Raw genomic sequence first — 14,682 nt, 5'->3', positions numbered from 1 at the left:
CATTTCCAGGGAAAGAGGACAGGTTCTGGCCGCTACTCGTGGCAATCTGAAGTCATGTCCGAGACCTCAGCCCGACTGCTCGCGCTGCTCTCCTTGCTCCAGGCCCGTCGCGACTGGCCCGGCCAGCTGCTGGCCGACCGCCTGGAAGTCAGTCCGCGGACCGTTCGCCGGGACGTGGACCGGTTGCGCGACCTCGGGTACCCCGTGCGCGCGACCAAGGGACCCGACGGCGGCTACCGCCTGGACGCGGGGGCGGATCTGCCGCCGCTGCTGTTCGACGACGATCAGGCCATCGCGGTCGCGGTCGCCCTGCAGACCGCGACGACCACGGTGACCGGGATCGAGGAGGGCGCGTTGCGGGCGCTGGCCACGGTTCGTCAGGTGATGCCGGCGCGCTTGCGGCAACGGGTCGACGCCCTGCAGGTGACCACGGTCGACCGCTACGCCAATCGCCGTACGACGGTCGACTCGGAGCAGTTGATCGCTGTCGGTTCCGCGGTTCGCGCGAACGAGGTACTGCGGTTCGACTACGCCGCGCCTCGTGCAGCGGAAGAGGAATGGGTGCCGCCGCGGAAGGTGGAGCCGCATCACCTGGTGACGTGGGGCGGGCGGTGGTACCTGGTCGGATGGGATCTGGACCGCAACGACTGGCGGACGTTCCGGGTGGATCGGATGACGCCGAAGACGCCGACCGGGCCGCGGTTCACACCGCGCGAACTGCCGGCGCCCGACGTGGCGACGTACATCTCCAGCAAGTTCCGCGGACAGGACCGCAATCCCTGCCGTGGCGAGGCGATCCTGCAGGCGAAGGCGTCGGACATCGCGCAGTGGGCCGGCCATGGGGCTGTGGTCGAGGAGCTGACGCCGACGAGTTGCCGGCTCGCCCTCAGCGGGTGGTCGTGGACCGGGTTGGCCGCGACGTTCGGGATGTTCGAGTGCGACCTGGAGTTCGTCGGACCGCAAGAGTTGAAGGACGCGGCGACGCAGTTGGCCGCGCGCTACCGGGAGGCTGCCTCGTGACCGCAGAACTGATCGTCGTGGATGCCGCCGCCTGGCTGAGGTGGCTGCACGAGCATCACGAGGAACCGGACGGCGTCTGGCTCGTGCTCGCGAAGAAGAACGTGACGACGCCGACGAGCCTGACGTACGACGAAGCGCTCGAGGAAGCCCTGTGTCACGGGTGGATCGACGGGCAACGGCGGGGCCGCGACGAGCAGACGTTCGTGCAGCGGTACACGCCGCGGCGCGCGCGGAGCATGTGGTCGAAGCGGAACGTCGGCCTGATCGCGCGCCTCGAACAGGAAGGGCGGATGCGCCCGGCCGGACGTGCCGAGGTCGAGCGCGCGAAGGCCGACGGCCGCTGGGACAACGCGTACGGCGGGGCGGGCGCGCTCGAGATCCCGGACGATCTCGCGGCAGCGCTGGCCGCTGAACCGAAGGCGCAGGCGATGTTCGAGATCCTGACCAGCGCCAACCGCTTCGCCGTCGTCTACCGAGTCACCAACGCGAAACGCGCCGAAACCCGAGCCAAGCGCGTCGCTCTGTACGTCGAGCAACTGTCCCGCGGCGAAACGATCTACCCGCAGAAGCGGACGCTGTAGGGGGACGGCCGCGCAGGCAGAAGTCCCGTTTCGCGGTGCTTTCGCCCCCGTTTGCGGGGTTCTGCGTGCGTGGCGGTCCGCCTACACCAGGTCGAGGGTTGCGTCCTGGTCGGCGGTCAGGGGGAAGTAGGCGAGGAAGGTGACGCCTTCGTCCTCGGTGTCGAAGCGGGCGATGCGTTCGACGGCGGGCTCGTAGAACACGTCGCCGGGGTGCAGGACCTGCGGCTCGGAGTCCTCGGCCTGCTGGTAGACGGCCGACCCCGACACGATGTTGCCGAACACGGGGCCGTTGTGGACGTGGGCGCCGAGCGCGGTGTGCGGGTCGATAGTGATCCGGCGGACCTCGACGCGCTGCACCGGGAGCGCCTCCGGCAGGTGCTGATCCAGGACGACTACGCGGCTGATCGATTCGTTCATGGTCGTATCGTACATACCAATAGGTACAGAATGCGCACGAGTGTCGACGGCGACGGTGCCGGGCGGGTCAGTAGAGGACCGGGTTGAGCGGGGAGGAGACGGTTTCGCCGGGCTGGTTGCCGGGCATCCAGCTGGCCAGGTCGAGCACCTGGTTCGCGTTCGCCGGCTGCGAGATCTCCATCGAGGCGTCGACGTAGATCACCGTCATCACCCGACGCGGGATGTCCGTCGTGTTCGGCGGCGCGTGATGGAACGTCCAGCCGAGGTGGTAGCTGACCTCACCGAGCTCGTACGGCTCGGAGATCTCCTGGAAGTTCTGCTCGGCCAGCGTGTCCTGCAGCACCCGCTCCGACTCGTCACTGATCGGCAGGTCCCGCCCGTGCTCGAACGTGTGACTGCCGGCCGCGAACGACAACGGCCCCATCTCCATCGGGGTCTCCTGCAGCGGGACCCAGATCGTCACGCACCGATCGGTCGCGAACGGCCAGTAGTACTGGTCCGCGTGCCACGGGGTGACGCCGCCGCCGGACTCCTTGTAGAGCGCCTGGTCGTGGTACAGCCGCACCGACTGCACACCGAGCAGCTGTGCCGCGATCCGCGCGAGCCGCGGTGAGGACACGAACTCCAGTACCCGCTCGCTGTCCTGCCAGAGGTTCGTGACCTGCAGGAACGCCTTGCCGTACGTATCGCGCTCGTCCAGCGGCTGTTCCTGGGTGTTCAACTCGATCACCTTGTCGGTGATCTCCGGCTCGAACTCCGCGATCGTCTCCGCACTCAGCACGTTCTTCAGCTTCACGAATCCGTGCTGCTTGAAGTGCGCGATAGCGGACCGGCTGAGGGCGTAGTCGGTCTCGAGCTCCGGGCGGGTCAGAGTCATGGGACCCAAGAGTTCATGAACGTTTCATCGCTGTAAAGATCAGTGATCAAATCTTTGCCCACCGTGCACGTGCACGTGCACGCCCCACATACCGGTCAGGCCCGTAAACCAAAACGCTCCAGCGCCTCCGGGTGCAGCTACAGGACTCCGGTGTAGGTGAGGGCGAAGGTGGTGCAGGGGAGGAGGAAGAGGGTGGCGAGGGCGATGATGCCTTTGAAGGATTGGTGGGGGCCGATCAGTTTGCGGTAGGCCGCGATGAGGACGGGGACCATCACCAGCTCCAGGGGCAGCATGGTGCGGGGAATGATGGTGTTGGTGGCGGCGAGGATTACCGACAGGGTGGCTGCTGCGATCCAGGCGGCGTACCCGATCCGGTACGTCGTGCGGGGGCCGAAGCGGACTGCGACGGTTTGGTAGCCGGCGGCGCGGTCTGCATCGAGGTCGGCGAGGGTGGTGGGGAGGTAGAGGCCGATCGCGGCGAGCGTTCCTTGGAGGCCCATCAGCCAGGGGAAGTCGCTCAGGTCCGGGTTGATCGCGGCCCAGCCGGCCAGCGGGCCGAAGGCGCCCAGGGCCAGTGCGTTGACCGCGACGTCGAAGCCGGCGCGGGTCTTCAACCGCACCGGTGGGACGGAGTACGCGTACCCGAGGAGTACGGCGAGCAGGACGCCCAGCGCGAACACGATCCCGACATGCAGGCTCAGTCCGACCGCTGCCACGGCCGCCGCGAACGCCAGCCGCTTCGCCGCTCGCAGCGTGATTCGCCCGTCGAGCAGTGGCGACTTGGCCTTCCGCGGGTTGAGCCGATCGCTCGGCAGGTCGTACGCGTCGTTGACCGCCAGCACTGCCAGCCAAACCAGCGGGCCCATCACGACCGCCCCGACGATCAGCCGCGGCCATTCCTCGACGGGCGGGATCAGCTGATGCGTAGCGAGCAGAATCCCCGTGTAGTAAGGCACGATCGACACGACCCAGAACGCCGGGCGACCGACCGCGACAACGTCCCGTACCCGGGCCGCCGACCCTCGAACCTGCACCACCGTGCTCACATCACCACTGTCCACCTCCGCGGTGCACCGAGTCCTCCCCCCACCGAGTGAACCTCCTCACGGTTGGATGTGAGCTACGGAACCCTTCTCCAACGCGACCCAAACCGCAGTGTCGGCGTACAGCCCGTGTGGCTCGGCCCCGTCCCCGAACGCGACCTGACGAGTGATGTTGCCCTTGGCATCGAGGTGGACCAGCTCAGCGCTTGCCCACAAGGTGAGCCAGCAACCACCGTCAGCTGTCGCCGCCGCAGCGTGCGGCTTCGAATCGGCCGGAAGGGCGAACTCCGAGATCGACCCGTCGACGCCGATCCGACCAGCCCGGCTCGCGAGCAGTTCGGTGAACCAGACGCAGTCCGGCCCCGCACTGATCCCGACCGGACCCGCGGCGGGCGTCGGCAAGGGATAGGTGGTGACCTTGCCATCGGTGGTCATCCGGCCGATCGCGTTGGTCTGGTTGAGCGTGAACCACAGATCGCCCGCGTACGTCGTGATCATCCCCGGGAACGCCCCCGTCGTACCGATCGGGTACGTCGACACCTCGCCGTCCACCGTGATCCGCCCGATCGCGTCGATGCTCATCAACGTGCACCACAAGGCGCCGTCGGGTCCGACGCACAGCCCGTACGGCGCTCCCGCAATCTCGATCGCCGATACGGCACCGTCGTACCCGATCCGTCCGATCCGGTCGTCGCCGTTCCGGGTGAACCACACGGCGTCGTCGGGACCCTCGACGATCACGCTCGGGCGAGACGAGGGTGCGTCGAGGTCGAACACGCGGCCCGAAACGGTTGCGACGCGGCCGGTGTGGACGAGCGTCGTCCACACCTCACCGCCTGCCGCGACCACGCCGTACGGCGCGCCATCGACCGTGAACTCACTGACTGACATAGGTGTTCTCCTCGAGATCGATGACGGTTCCACGCCAGCGGGAGGCGAAGCGGCGGTCGTGGCTGACCACGACGAGTGCGCCGGCGTAGCGGTCGAGTGCCGCCTCCAGTTCTTCCACCAGCACGAGGGACAAGTGGTTCGTCGGCTCGTCGAGCAGCAGTACGTCGTACCGCGTGGTCAGCACTCGCGCCAACGCGAGCCGCCGGCGTTGCCCGGTCGACAAGGCACCGACCCGGGTCTGCAACTGGTCCTGACGGAACAGCCCCAGCGCCGCCGCGCCGGGATGCCGTGCGAGTGCCTCGCGCAACGTTTCGTCCGGTCGCGCCTCGGTCACCTCCTGCTGCAGGTAGCCGATCCGTCCGTGGCGATCGACGTACCCGGAGTCCGGCGGGAGTGCACCGGCGAGGACGTCGAGGAGGGTCGACTTGCCGGCGCCGTTCGGTCCGGTGATCAGTACGCGACCACCAGCGGGTACGTCGAGCGACGTCGGCAGCAGCCGCTCCGCGACCGCGACGCCGACAGCATCCAGCCCGGCCGGAGCGCCGGTCGTGCGGATCGACGCCTTGAACCGGAGCGGCTTCGCCGGCACCGGCGGCGGGTCTTCCTCCAGGCGGCGCAGGCGTTCCTTGGCGTTGCGGATCTTGCTCCGCTCCGCCTCGTTGACGCGACCTGTTGCCCGGTCGTACGCGGGCTTGTTGTTGTCCTTCATCGGTCGCCCGTACGCGACCCGATCGGCAGTGGTCCGCACGAGCACGCGCATCTCCGCGACGTCGTCCTCCCACTGCTGCCGGGCCTGCTCGAGACGCGCCCGCTCGGCTGCCTTCTCGTGCAGGTAGCCCTGGAAGCCGTTGCCGTACCGCGTGACTCGGTGCGTGTCGCCGTCGACCTCGAACAGTGTCGACGCGACCCGTTCCAGGAACGCGCGATCGTGCGACACAACAACCGTCGTACCGCGCCGAGATCGCAGGTGGTCCTCCAGCCAGATGGCGGCCGACACGTCCAGGTGGTTGGTCGGCTCGTCGAGCAGCAGGACCTCCGGCGACGACGCGAGTACGGCGGCCAGGTGTAACCGCGCCAACTCGCCGCCGGACAGTTCGGACAACCGGCGATCACCAGGCAGTGTGGACAGTCCGAGGCCGTACGTCGCGCGGGCGAACCGGGCGTCCGCGTCGTACCCCTCGCGGATCTCGAACACCGTCTGGAGTTCGCCGTACTCATCCAGGACGTCGGTGTGTCCGTCGGCAAGCAAGCCTTCCAACGAACGCATCCGCGCCTCGATCCGGCGCAGGTCGGCGAGCGCGTGATCGGCCAGCGCCTGTACGTCGAGGTCGAGCGGCAACGGGTTGTCCTGCGCCAGGAAGCCGATGCTTCCGATGGCGCTCACTGTGCCGTCCGTCGCCGGCTCCAGACCGGCCAGGATCCGCAGCAGCGTCGACTTGCCGGAGCCGTTCTCGCCGATCAGGCCGCTGACCTGCCCGGGCGGGAAGGCGCAGGTGACCTGGTCGAGCACCAGGCGGTGGTCGTACGACTTGGTGACGTCGTGCAGGGACAGCTGTGGAGACATGAGGATCCTCCTGACCTCTCGCGGGTTCGTGGTTGGCGAACGGCGGGTCAGAAGATCACTGGCTACTCCCTAAATGCGACGGACGTTGCGTTAGGATGATGCCATGATCGCTGAGGTCGGCGCAAGTAGGCCGGGAGGCCGGACGGCCCGAGTGCGCTCGGACGTGCTCGCGGCGGTCGAGTCCGAGCTGGCCGAGCATGGGTACGACGGGCTCACGATCGACGCGGTCGCGGCGCGTTCCGGCGTACACCGGACGACCTTGTACCGGCGCTGGAAGACCGTGCCCGGTCTGCTGATCGACCTGCTCGCGGCTGGCGCCGACGACTCGTGGGAGCCGCCCGACACAGGCTCGCTCGAACGCGATCTGATCGCCGTCAACCGCGAGATCCACGCCGCGCTCACCGCCCGGCCGTCCATCACCCAAGCGGTGATCGCGGCCTCTTTCCGTACGACGGATGCCGCCGACGCACTCACCCGCTTCTGGGAGGACCGCTACGCGCGCACCGCGCTGATCGTCAGTCGGGCTGTTACGCGCGGCGAGATCCCGAGCGGCACCGATCCCCATCAGCTCCTGCTCACCGCGACCGCGCCGCTCTATCACCAGGTGGTCCTGCTCAGGCAGCCGATGTCGCGGGATCAGGCGGATCACCACGCGCGGATCGCCGCGGCGTCGGCCGGCTAATTGCTTTGCGGCGCCGATCCGCCGCGCCATACGGTGACAGCCCCTGGAGGATTGGGAGATCCGATGAGCATCAACCTCTATGCGCTGTCGGTCGACGCGAAGGATCCCGCCGGGCTGGCGCGGTTCTGGGGCAGCCTGCTCGGGTGGGAACAGGTCGACGGCAACGAGCTGCTGCCTGACGACAAGACCCCGTTCCGGATGCGGTTCCTGCCGAGTCCCGTCGAGAACGACCCGCCGAGCCACATCCACTTCCACCTGACCAGCGAGACGCCCGAGCAGCAGCAGGAGACGGTGTCGCGAGCGCTCGAGCTCGGCGGCCGGCACATCGACATCGGGCAGGCGCCGGAGGAGAAATACATCGTCCTCGCGGATCCTGAAGGCAACGAGTTCTGCGTGATCGAGGCGGGGAACAACTTCCTCGCGAACACCGCGTTCTTCGGCGAGGTGGCCACGGACGGCACGCAGGAGGTCGGGTACTTCTGGAGCAAGGCGCTCGACTGGCCGCTGGTCTGGGACCAGGACGGGGAGACCGCGATCCAGGCGCCGTCCGGCGGCCCGAAGGTCGCGTGGGGCGGCCCGCCGGTCAGCCCGAAGCCGCCGAAGAACCCCATGCACCTCGACCTCACGGTGCCGGCCGACGGTGACGTCGACGCCGAGGCCGAGCGGCTGATCGCGCTCGGCGCGACCCGGCTCGAGAGCGGTCAGGAGGGCGCGGACGCGATCCCGATGGCCGACCCGGACGGCAACGAGTTCTGCATCCTGACCGGACCGCCCGAGTAGGCGCTCGGCGTCCGCTACGCCGGACGGATCAGCTTGGCGGGCCTGGGTTGTAGGCGCAGGCCGACGTGAGGTCGCCGGTGTCAGGCTTGGCGGTGGTCTTCGGCGTGGTCTTGGGCTGCGCCGCGGTGGACGGCGGCACCTTCGTGGTCTTGGGGGGCGCGGTCGTCGTACGGCGGACCGGGTTGAGGGCCTGCGCCACGATCTCGCGCATCCCGGCGTAGTTCGGGTTCTTGCCGGTCGGGAAGTTCTTCTGCTTGTCGAGGTCGACGTTGGTGATCTTCGCCGTCTTCACCCGCGCGCCCAGGGTCGCGAACGCGCCCAGCTGGTTCCGCGGGATGTCGGTGCGGATCAGCTGCTCGCCGGCCTTCGCGATCGCGTCGTAGTTCGTCAGCACGTTCTGCGGGGTGGCGCGCTCGACGATCGCCTTGATCGTGCAGCGCTGCCGGGCCTGGCGGGCGAGGTCCGCGGTCGGGACCTTGTACCGGCCGCGCGCGAACCACAGCGCGTCGGTGCCGTTCAGCTGCCGGTTCGGACCCGGCTCGAGGTACCGGCTCGGCGGGATCTTCTTGTCGTCGTTGCCGCCGACCGGGACCCGGTAGTTGATGTTGACCGTGATCCCGCCGAGCGCCTCGACCAGCTGCGCGAACCCGGCCAGGTTGATCTGCACGTAGTAGTGGATCTGCAGCCCCAGCGCCTCGCCGACGGACACCTTGAGGATGTCCGCGCCCTCGTTGTCCGAGGGGCCGAGGATGCCCGGATGCTGCCTCGGGATGTTGCGGTACATGGCGTCCAGGTAGAACTCCGGCTGTTCCTTCGGGTCGTTCGGATCCCAGAACCCGGTCGGGTAGATCTTGTGCAGCGGGGAGTCCTCCGGGAACGGCATCCGCATGAAGTTCCGGGTCAGCGAGATCAACGAGGTGTTGCCGGTCTTGGTGTCGATGCTCGCGACCATCACCGTGTCGGTCCGCGTCCCGCCGCGGCCCTCGCCGTCGTCCGCGCCGAGCAGCAGGATGTTCAGCCGCGGCAACTGCTGCCAGATGTCCTTCTTCGGGGTGATCGTCGGCCGCGTCTGGCTCTTCGACTCCTCGCCCCCGAAGACCTTCGTCACCAGGCTCCGCTGGGCCATCAACGTCTGCGCGCCGGTCGCCGTACTCACCGTCATCGCGAAGCAGATCACGCCGATCACCAGCGCCCCGAGCATCCGGGATCCCGGTCCGACGGTCAGCGGCCGGAGCATCTTGTACGACGTGACCAGGACGACGATCCACACGAGTGCGATCGCGGCCAGGCCGATGATCATCCAGTTCAGCACCGACGGGTTCAGCGCCCACGAGATCACCGCGTCCCGTTTCCGCAGGCCGACGTACGCCGCGCCGCCGTACAGCGCGAGACTCAGCACGATCAGCGTCGAACCGAGCTTGGTCCGGCGAGCGACGAGGTACGCCGTACCGGGAAGCAGCACGCCGAGGACGGCGATCGTCAGCGCGGCGAACGCGGACCGCCGTCGGGGACTCGACCGACGTGCCCGGGTACCGCGCGTCGCTCTGCTCGGGGCCATGACTCCTACGATTCACTGAGTCGGCAAAAAGTTGGCATGATCGACCAAGTGACCGACATTCAGGTACGACGCGCCAAGCCGGATGATGCGGAGTCGCTGGTCCACTTACGGGGATTGATGCTCGCCGCGATGGGCAACGACATCGGCGGACCGGACGCCCCGTGGCGGATCACCGCGCTCGAGTGGTTCGCCGGACAGTTGGCGGCGCCGGACATGTTCGCGGCGTACGTCGTCGACGACCCGAGCGCCGGCGTGGTCGCGTGCGCCGCCGGCAACGTGTACGTGCACCCGCCGGGCCCGCGCGACCTGACCACTCTTCGCGGTCACCTGTACAACGTCAGCACCGAGCCGGACTTCCGGCGCCGCGGTCTCGCGCGGGCGTGCGTGGTCGCGTTGATGGACTGGTTCCGGGATGAGACCGGCGTCGGCCAGGTCGAACTGCACGCAACCGACTACGGCATCGACCTCTACCGTGGGCTCGGGTTCATCGAGGCGAAGTACCCGACGCTGCGTTTCCGGACCACCAAGGCCTAGTACTGCTGGTGTCGCGGAGTGCGTTCGTCGCGCAATGCACTTCACCACCGCCGAGGTGCGCCCAGAAGAAGTCCTCGACCCAATGCACGCGTACGCCGTTACGCGCGAGGGCCCGCTCGGTCGCCTGCCGGAAGACGTCCCGGCCGTTCAGGCGTGGCCCGTGCGGATCGGGTGCGGCGAACTGACGGTCGGTGATCGAGAGCCCGTTCACCAGGCCAGGAGTCATTGCCTTGAACAACCCATAGCCGGGAACCTTGTTGAAGAACACGGGCAGCCGGACGAGTTCGTCCTCGTGGAGACCGGTGGCCTTCAGCAGGATCTTCAGTTGGTCGTCGATGTGCTTGGCTGCGGCCTCGTTGTCCTGCAATCCGGTGCTGAGCAGTTCGTTCACCGTCGGCTTGTACGTCGCCTTCGTATCCGCGAACAGTTTCTGGTCGCCATCTTGCACGTCGCGCAACAGTTGAACGGCGAGTCGAGGGTCCGCGACCGCGAGCGTCCAGCCGCGGGCGTTGTTCGCGCGGACCACGTGCGTCGTCTCGTCCGCGTGCCCGACCATCAGCCAGGACGTGTCGATCACGACCGGCGGCTGGTACCCCTGGCTCGTCACCATCGTGATGAACCCGGGATCGGGATGCCGCTCGCCCGACCCGTACACGATCCGTCCGTGCGGATAGCCGTCGTACGGCGGGAGTGACTCGAGGTTGCCGCCCATGTTCAGCAGGTCGTCGAGGCCGGGGGAGGCCTTGTCGGCGAGCTCCTGGACGATGCCGATGTCCGGTCCGCGCAGGTCGCGGTACAGCAGCCGCCCGGCCGGGCGCGGTGTGTCGGCGCCGGGGACATCCCAGACGTTGCCGGAGCGGATCAGAATGCGCATCGTGTGCGGGCCGCCGACGGCCGGCATGCTCGCGGTGGCCGGCTCGAAGGTGTCCTGCAACCACATGTCCTTCCAGCCGTTCGGCGTACCTTTCACGAACTGGAGCTTGGTTGCCTGACGCAACGTGTCGGCGAACTTCTTCCACTCGCCCGGTACGCCGTCCTCGTACGGCGGGGTGCCGCCCCACCAGCCCGGTCCCTTGGCTGGTTGGCCGGCCAGGACGGTTTGTGCGCGTTGGAGATCGTTCTGCAGCATGAGCGTGGCCACGCGCATCCGGACCACGTCGGTGCCGGTGCGGCCGCGGTCGGTGACGGACAAGGTCACGGTGATCTGGCCGTCCCACTGCTTCGGGTTGCGGACTATGTCGCGACCTTCGAGTTGCAGGCGTACGCCGCGTTGCAGGTCCTTCGCGGTCAGAGTGTTGCCGGGGAAGACGCGAGCCTTGTCCGCCGGGGAGATCGTGATCGTCCCGGTTGCGTGATCCGAAAGGTTGCGCTGGGCATCGATTGTGAGGGGTGCAAGGTCGGCGGCGTCGCGGGGCCCGTTGATGCGGTCGTCAGCGGAGTCGTTGCAGGCGGCGAGCTTGTCGTCGACCGCGCGGCCGGGTGCGTCGAGGTCCGCCGGGTCGACGGTGCAGCGGCGCTCGTCGTCGTCCAGGTTGGGCAGGACGATCGCGCCGCGGGCGTCGGTCCAGGTCGACTTGGCCGCGTCGTCGGCGTGGGTCAGCAGTCCGTCGCGATTCACGTCGGCGGTCAGTCGCGGTCCCGGCGTCGTACCCCACGCCGTCAAGGGAGTGATGACGGTCAGCAGGGTCGCGATGCCTGCGGTCCAGCGTCTCATCGAAGGCTCCTTATTTGATACAGGTGTGCTTCTTCGATCGAAACTAACACGGGTGTGTCAGAAAACGGGAGATGGAAATCCGGTCTCCACCCGTGGACGGAGAAGGGTTTCGGGGCACAGTGGCAAGAAGGAGTGAGAACACGCCCGCCCGGGCGTGCTGTGAGGAGCTCACCGGATGCGCCGCTGGACCGTTGTCGTCGCGATCGCCGTCGTGGTCGCGGGCGGAGTACTGCTGCCTGCCAGCCCGTTCGGCCGGCACGGATACCCCGTCGTACCGGCGTCGGTCCAGTCGGACCAGCCTGCCCAGCCCGCTCAGTCGGCGCAGCCTGTGCAGTCGCCGGCACGGTCTGTGGTTTCGCAGCGGCCTCCGGAGGCGATCTCGTATCCGGTGGCGGGGACGCGGTCGTACGCCGTACTGCCGGGAGATCCCGCGGTGATCGGGCATGCGGGGAAGCTGATGCGGTTCCAGATCGCGATCGAGGGCGGGATCACCGGCATCGACCGCGGCGGGTTCGCGCGGTTCGTGCGGGCGACGTACGGCGGGGCACAGGGGTGGGCGTCGCACGGGCTGTGGCGGTTCCAGCAGGTCGGGCCGGGGACGAGCCCCGACTTCACGTTGATGCTGGTCACGCCCGAGACGCGGGACCTGATCTGCGGCGCGGCGCCGGACCGGTACACGAGTTGCCGGATCGGGAACCGGGTCGTGCTGAACGTGGCGCGGTGGGCGCGCGGCGTACCGAACTATGCGGCGTCGCTGACGACGTACCGGCAGTACATGGTCAACCACGAGACCGGCCACCGGCTCGGCCGCGGCCATGAACTGTGCCCGGGCCCCGGCCAGCCGGCGCCGGTCATGCAACAGCAGACCCTCGGCCTGCACGGCTGCACCGCCTACGCCTGGCCGTACGTCAAAGGCGCCCGCTACACAGGCCGCCTAGGCCAGTACGACGACCCGATCCCTCACTCCTGAATGACCGACAGCACGTTCCCCGCCGGATCCTTGAACCAGGCAATCAACGGCCCCTCACCGCGGTTGATCCCGAGCTCGTCCTGCTCGTCGACGTACCTCTCGAACACGACGCCCCGCGCGACCAGCTCCCGCACCGTCGCCTCGATATCGTCGACCGGGAAGTTGAGCGTGGTGTACTCCGCCGGCACGTGATTGTCCTTCGGGTAGACGAGAACCGTGTTCCCGCCACCCGTCCGCAGGTGCAACAGCCCGTCTTCTTCGCCGACGTCGATCCCCAGCGTCGTGCCGTAGAACTCCTTCGCCCGCGGCAGATCATCCACCGAGAACCCACTGAACGCCTTGCTGTCCTTCAACATCTGGTGTCCTCCTGACTCGCTTGACACCAGCTACGTCGAGACCGCCACCCCGTTCTCGACACACACCTCGGGTCAGTTGTGGATGACCTGGGGGAGGGTTGGGTTCACAGCGGCGGCTACCGAGGCGGACTCGAGGCCGTCGGCGACGGTGTGCAGGAGGCGGACCAGGTGGGCCGCGTCGGTCGGGCCGAGGATGCCGGTGATGACGTCCAGGACCCGGACGGTGAGGCCGTCGAGCTGGGAGAGGCGGGCCTGACCCATCGACGTGACGATCAGGTCGGGCGTGGTCCGGACCATGCCGAGCGCTTCCAGGTCGGCGATCGCCAGCTCCGCCTCACCGGGCGTGATACCGACCTGCTTCGCGACCTCGTCCGCCGACGTGCGGCCGTTCGCGATCGCGCTCAGTACCAGCGCGGCAGGCATCTTGATCCCGATCGCTTCCTGCAGACCCAGGATCAGCGGGTGCGCATGACCGCGGACGCGTTCCACCGCGTCGAGCAGCCGGAGCGCGTCGCCTACATCGCTGATCAGGTGCTCGGTCTGGACGGCCGCGATCCCCGTCGGACCTGGCCGGACGGGTGACGGTACGACGCCGCCGATGACCCGCTCGGGCACCACGAGCGAATTCGCCACGAGCGGCTTGTCCTCGGATCCCCTCTCCGTGGATCCGTTGGTCAGCGGCCTGATACCAGCGTCTTCGATGGTCACGTCCCCCAGCGTACGGAGCCGTTCTGACAGCTTCGGCGTGTCTATCCTGAGGAATCCCTGTGAATCTCATGACATCACTGATCTACGCTCGCGCCATGCAGACACGAGTGCTGGTGATCGGTGGCGGCGGAGGCGGGATCGGGCGTGCGACGACTGACGCCTTCGGCAACGAAGGCGCCGCGGTGGTGGTCGCGGACCTCGATCCGCAGCGTGGCGCGGAAGCCGCCGACGCGGTACGAGCAGCCGGCGGTACGGCGTACCCGATCTCCGGTGACGTCCGCTCGGCGACCGACATCGAGGCGATGGTCGCTGGTGCGGTCGAGAAGCTCGGCGGACTCGACGTACTCGTCACCGTCGTCGGCGGGCAGGTCGCGTTCGTGCCCGCGGTGAAGCTGCACGAGATGGCCGACGAGGACTGGGACACGATCTACGAGGTCAACCTCCGGTACGTCGCCCGCGCCGTCCGGGCGGCGCTCCGCGTCTTCCTCGACCAGGGCACCGGCGGCGCGATCGTCAGCGTCGGATCCGTCACCGGGTTCATGGCCGCGCCCGAACAGGCGGCGTACGGCGTGATGAAGGCCGGCCTGCTCAGCCTGGCGCGAACTGTCGCCGCCGAGTACGCGCGGGACGGGATCCGGATGAACATCGCCGCGGCCGGCGCGATCGCGACCGCCGTCGCCAACGCAGCAGTCGCCGCCGAGGTCGTCGAGGAGATCCCGGTCGGCCGGTTCGGTCGTTCCGACGAGGTGGCCCGGGCGGTGGTCTACCTGGCCTCCGACGCGGCGTCGTACATCACCGGACAGCAGCTCGTGCTGGACGGCGGCGTCTCCGTGCGCGGGCCGTTCGAGTAATCGAACACATTGTCGAAAGAATTGGATCCTGGCGGGTCCGAAAAAGTTTTGGCGGTCGGCCAGAAAATCCGAATCCGGGCGTGACCTCGACTCTCCGTCCTCCGTTGGAAGTGACGTGACGGTGAACACAACACGG

The 14,682-nt window shown here is 68.2% G+C and carries 16 protein-coding genes; 7 read left to right on the top strand and 9 right to left on the bottom strand.

Annotation, left to right across the window (positions count from 1 at the left end):
* Positions 1 to 54: 54 nt before the first annotated feature.
* A complete protein-coding gene (locus OHB24_RS10335) occupies positions 55 to 1,020 on the top strand; it encodes a helix-turn-helix transcriptional regulator (protein ID WP_327638746.1) in 966 nt (321 codons plus the stop codon).
* Positions 1,017 to 1,601, top strand: coding sequence for a YdeI/OmpD-associated family protein (locus tag OHB24_RS10330; RefSeq protein ID WP_327638745.1), 585 nt, complete (start codon positions 1,017 to 1,019; stop codon positions 1,599 to 1,601). Before OHB24_RS10335 ends, OHB24_RS10330 begins: the two co-directional genes overlap by 4 nt.
* A gap of 81 nt (positions 1,602 to 1,682) precedes the next feature.
* Here OHB24_RS10330 and OHB24_RS10325 read toward each other — a convergent pair whose 3' ends face one another.
* The 5 genes from OHB24_RS10325 to OHB24_RS10305 all read right to left on the bottom strand — a co-directional run bounded on the left by OHB24_RS10325 (position 1,683) and on the right by OHB24_RS10305 (position 6,393).
* Entirely contained in the window at positions 1,683 to 2,018 is a 336-nt protein-coding gene (locus tag OHB24_RS10325) for a cupin domain-containing protein (RefSeq protein ID WP_327638744.1), read from the bottom strand.
* 67 nt (positions 2,019 to 2,085) lie between these two features.
* The gene (locus tag OHB24_RS10320; protein WP_327638743.1) at positions 2,086 to 2,895 is read right to left on the bottom strand and encodes a phytanoyl-CoA dioxygenase family protein; all 810 of its coding nucleotides are present in this window, start codon (positions 2,893 to 2,895) and stop codon (positions 2,086 to 2,088) included.
* A 137-nt stretch (positions 2,896 to 3,032) separates the two neighbouring features.
* Complete coding sequence (locus OHB24_RS10315; RefSeq protein ID WP_327638742.1) at positions 3,033 to 3,941, bottom strand: UbiA prenyltransferase family protein; 909 nt, start codon at positions 3,939 to 3,941, stop codon at positions 3,033 to 3,035.
* Positions 3,942 to 3,998: 57 nt separating this feature from the next.
* On the bottom strand, positions 3,999 to 4,829 hold the full coding sequence (locus OHB24_RS10310) for a Vgb family protein (RefSeq protein WP_327638741.1): 831 nt from the start codon (positions 4,827 to 4,829) through the stop codon (positions 3,999 to 4,001).
* Positions 4,816 to 6,393, bottom strand: a complete 1,578-nt coding sequence (locus tag OHB24_RS10305) for an ABC-F family ATP-binding cassette domain-containing protein (protein WP_327638740.1) — start codon at positions 6,391 to 6,393, stop codon at positions 4,816 to 4,818. Before OHB24_RS10305 ends, OHB24_RS10310 begins: the two co-directional genes overlap by 14 nt.
* Before the next feature lie 103 nt (positions 6,394 to 6,496).
* Here OHB24_RS10305 and OHB24_RS10300 point away from each other — a divergent pair, with 103 nt between their 5' ends.
* Both OHB24_RS10300 and OHB24_RS10295 read left to right on the top strand, forming a co-directional pair.
* A complete protein-coding gene (locus OHB24_RS10300; RefSeq protein WP_327638739.1) occupies positions 6,497 to 7,075 on the top strand; it encodes a TetR/AcrR family transcriptional regulator in 579 nt (192 codons plus the stop codon).
* A gap of 63 nt (positions 7,076 to 7,138) precedes the next feature.
* The gene (locus OHB24_RS10295; RefSeq protein ID WP_327638738.1) at positions 7,139 to 7,855 is read left to right on the top strand and encodes a VOC family protein; all 717 of its coding nucleotides are present in this window, start codon (positions 7,139 to 7,141) and stop codon (positions 7,853 to 7,855) included.
* A 28-nt stretch (positions 7,856 to 7,883) separates the two neighbouring features.
* On the opposite strand, the gene OHB24_RS10290 is transcribed toward OHB24_RS10295, so the two are convergent.
* On the bottom strand, positions 7,884 to 9,413 hold the full coding sequence (locus OHB24_RS10290) for an LCP family protein (protein ID WP_327638737.1): 1,530 nt from the start codon (positions 9,411 to 9,413) through the stop codon (positions 7,884 to 7,886).
* A 36-nt stretch (positions 9,414 to 9,449) separates the two neighbouring features.
* Between OHB24_RS10290 and OHB24_RS10285 the strand changes: the two genes are divergently transcribed.
* Complete coding sequence (locus OHB24_RS10285) at positions 9,450 to 9,947, top strand: GNAT family N-acetyltransferase (protein ID WP_327638736.1); 498 nt, start codon at positions 9,450 to 9,452, stop codon at positions 9,945 to 9,947.
* Here the strand turns inward: OHB24_RS10285 and OHB24_RS10280 are convergent.
* Positions 9,898 to 11,661 carry a protein-arginine deiminase family protein gene (locus tag OHB24_RS10280; RefSeq protein ID WP_327638735.1) on the bottom strand — a complete coding sequence of 588 codons (1,764 nt, stop codon included), beginning with the start codon at positions 11,659 to 11,661 and terminating at the stop codon, positions 9,898 to 9,900. The genes OHB24_RS10285 and OHB24_RS10280 overlap by 50 nt on opposite strands.
* Before the next feature lie 175 nt (positions 11,662 to 11,836).
* Between OHB24_RS10280 and OHB24_RS10275 the strand changes: the two genes are divergently transcribed.
* Positions 11,837 to 12,631 carry a DUF3152 domain-containing protein gene (locus OHB24_RS10275; protein ID WP_327638734.1) on the top strand — a complete coding sequence of 265 codons (795 nt, stop codon included), beginning with the start codon at positions 11,837 to 11,839 and terminating at the stop codon, positions 12,629 to 12,631.
* Here the strand turns inward: OHB24_RS10275 and OHB24_RS10270 are convergent.
* Both OHB24_RS10270 and OHB24_RS10265 read right to left on the bottom strand, forming a co-directional pair.
* Positions 12,622 to 12,987, bottom strand: a complete 366-nt coding sequence (locus tag OHB24_RS10270; protein WP_327638733.1) for a VOC family protein — start codon at positions 12,985 to 12,987, stop codon at positions 12,622 to 12,624. The genes OHB24_RS10275 and OHB24_RS10270 overlap by 10 nt on opposite strands.
* Before the next feature lie 72 nt (positions 12,988 to 13,059).
* Positions 13,060 to 13,695, bottom strand: coding sequence for a MarR family transcriptional regulator (locus OHB24_RS10265; protein ID WP_327638732.1), 636 nt, complete (start codon positions 13,693 to 13,695; stop codon positions 13,060 to 13,062).
* A gap of 95 nt (positions 13,696 to 13,790) precedes the next feature.
* On the opposite strand from OHB24_RS10265, the gene OHB24_RS10260 reads away from it, so the two are divergent.
* Positions 13,791 to 14,546 carry an SDR family NAD(P)-dependent oxidoreductase gene (locus OHB24_RS10260; RefSeq protein WP_327638731.1) on the top strand — a complete coding sequence of 252 codons (756 nt, stop codon included), beginning with the start codon at positions 13,791 to 13,793 and terminating at the stop codon, positions 14,544 to 14,546.
* The last annotated feature ends 136 nt before the right edge of the window (positions 14,547 to 14,682 follow it).

This window comes from Kribbella sp. NBC_00482 (assembly GCF_036013725.1).
In the GTDB taxonomy this organism is placed as follows: Bacteria; Actinomycetota; Actinomycetes; order Propionibacteriales; family Kribbellaceae; genus Kribbella.
The sequence above is the reverse complement of the archived record's forward strand: the minus strand, read 5'-3'. Positions and strand labels throughout refer to the sequence as shown.

Excerpts from the sequence above, each read along its gene's own strand:
- OHB24_RS10335 (WP_327638746.1), top strand. The coding sequence starts at position 55 with ATGTCCGAGACCTCAGCCCGACTGCTCGCGCTGCTCTCCTTGCTCCAG.
- OHB24_RS10325 (WP_327638744.1), bottom strand. The coding sequence starts at position 2,018 with ATGAACGAATCGATCAGCCGCGTAGTCGTCCTGGATCAGCACCTGCCG.
- OHB24_RS10320 (WP_327638743.1), bottom strand. The coding sequence starts at position 2,895 with ATGACTCTGACCCGCCCGGAGCTCGAGACCGACTACGCCCTCAGCCGG.
- OHB24_RS10310 (WP_327638741.1), bottom strand. The coding sequence starts at position 4,829 with ATGTCAGTCAGTGAGTTCACGGTCGATGGCGCGCCGTACGGCGTGGTC.
- OHB24_RS10305 (WP_327638740.1), bottom strand. The coding sequence starts at position 6,393 with ATGTCTCCACAGCTGTCCCTGCACGACGTCACCAAGTCGTACGACCAC.
- OHB24_RS10300 (WP_327638739.1), top strand. The coding sequence starts at position 6,497 with ATGATCGCTGAGGTCGGCGCAAGTAGGCCGGGAGGCCGGACGGCCCGA.
- OHB24_RS10295 (WP_327638738.1), top strand. The coding sequence starts at position 7,139 with ATGAGCATCAACCTCTATGCGCTGTCGGTCGACGCGAAGGATCCCGCC.
- OHB24_RS10290 (WP_327638737.1), bottom strand. The coding sequence starts at position 9,413 with ATGGCCCCGAGCAGAGCGACGCGCGGTACCCGGGCACGTCGGTCGAGT.
- OHB24_RS10285 (WP_327638736.1), top strand. The coding sequence starts at position 9,450 with ATGATCGACCAAGTGACCGACATTCAGGTACGACGCGCCAAGCCGGAT.
- OHB24_RS10280 (WP_327638735.1), bottom strand. The coding sequence starts at position 11,661 with ATGAGACGCTGGACCGCAGGCATCGCGACCCTGCTGACCGTCATCACT.
- OHB24_RS10275 (WP_327638734.1), top strand. The coding sequence starts at position 11,837 with ATGCGCCGCTGGACCGTTGTCGTCGCGATCGCCGTCGTGGTCGCGGGC.
- OHB24_RS10270 (WP_327638733.1), bottom strand. The coding sequence starts at position 12,987 with ATGTTGAAGGACAGCAAGGCGTTCAGTGGGTTCTCGGTGGATGATCTG.
- OHB24_RS10260 (WP_327638731.1), top strand. The coding sequence starts at position 13,791 with ATGCAGACACGAGTGCTGGTGATCGGTGGCGGCGGAGGCGGGATCGGG.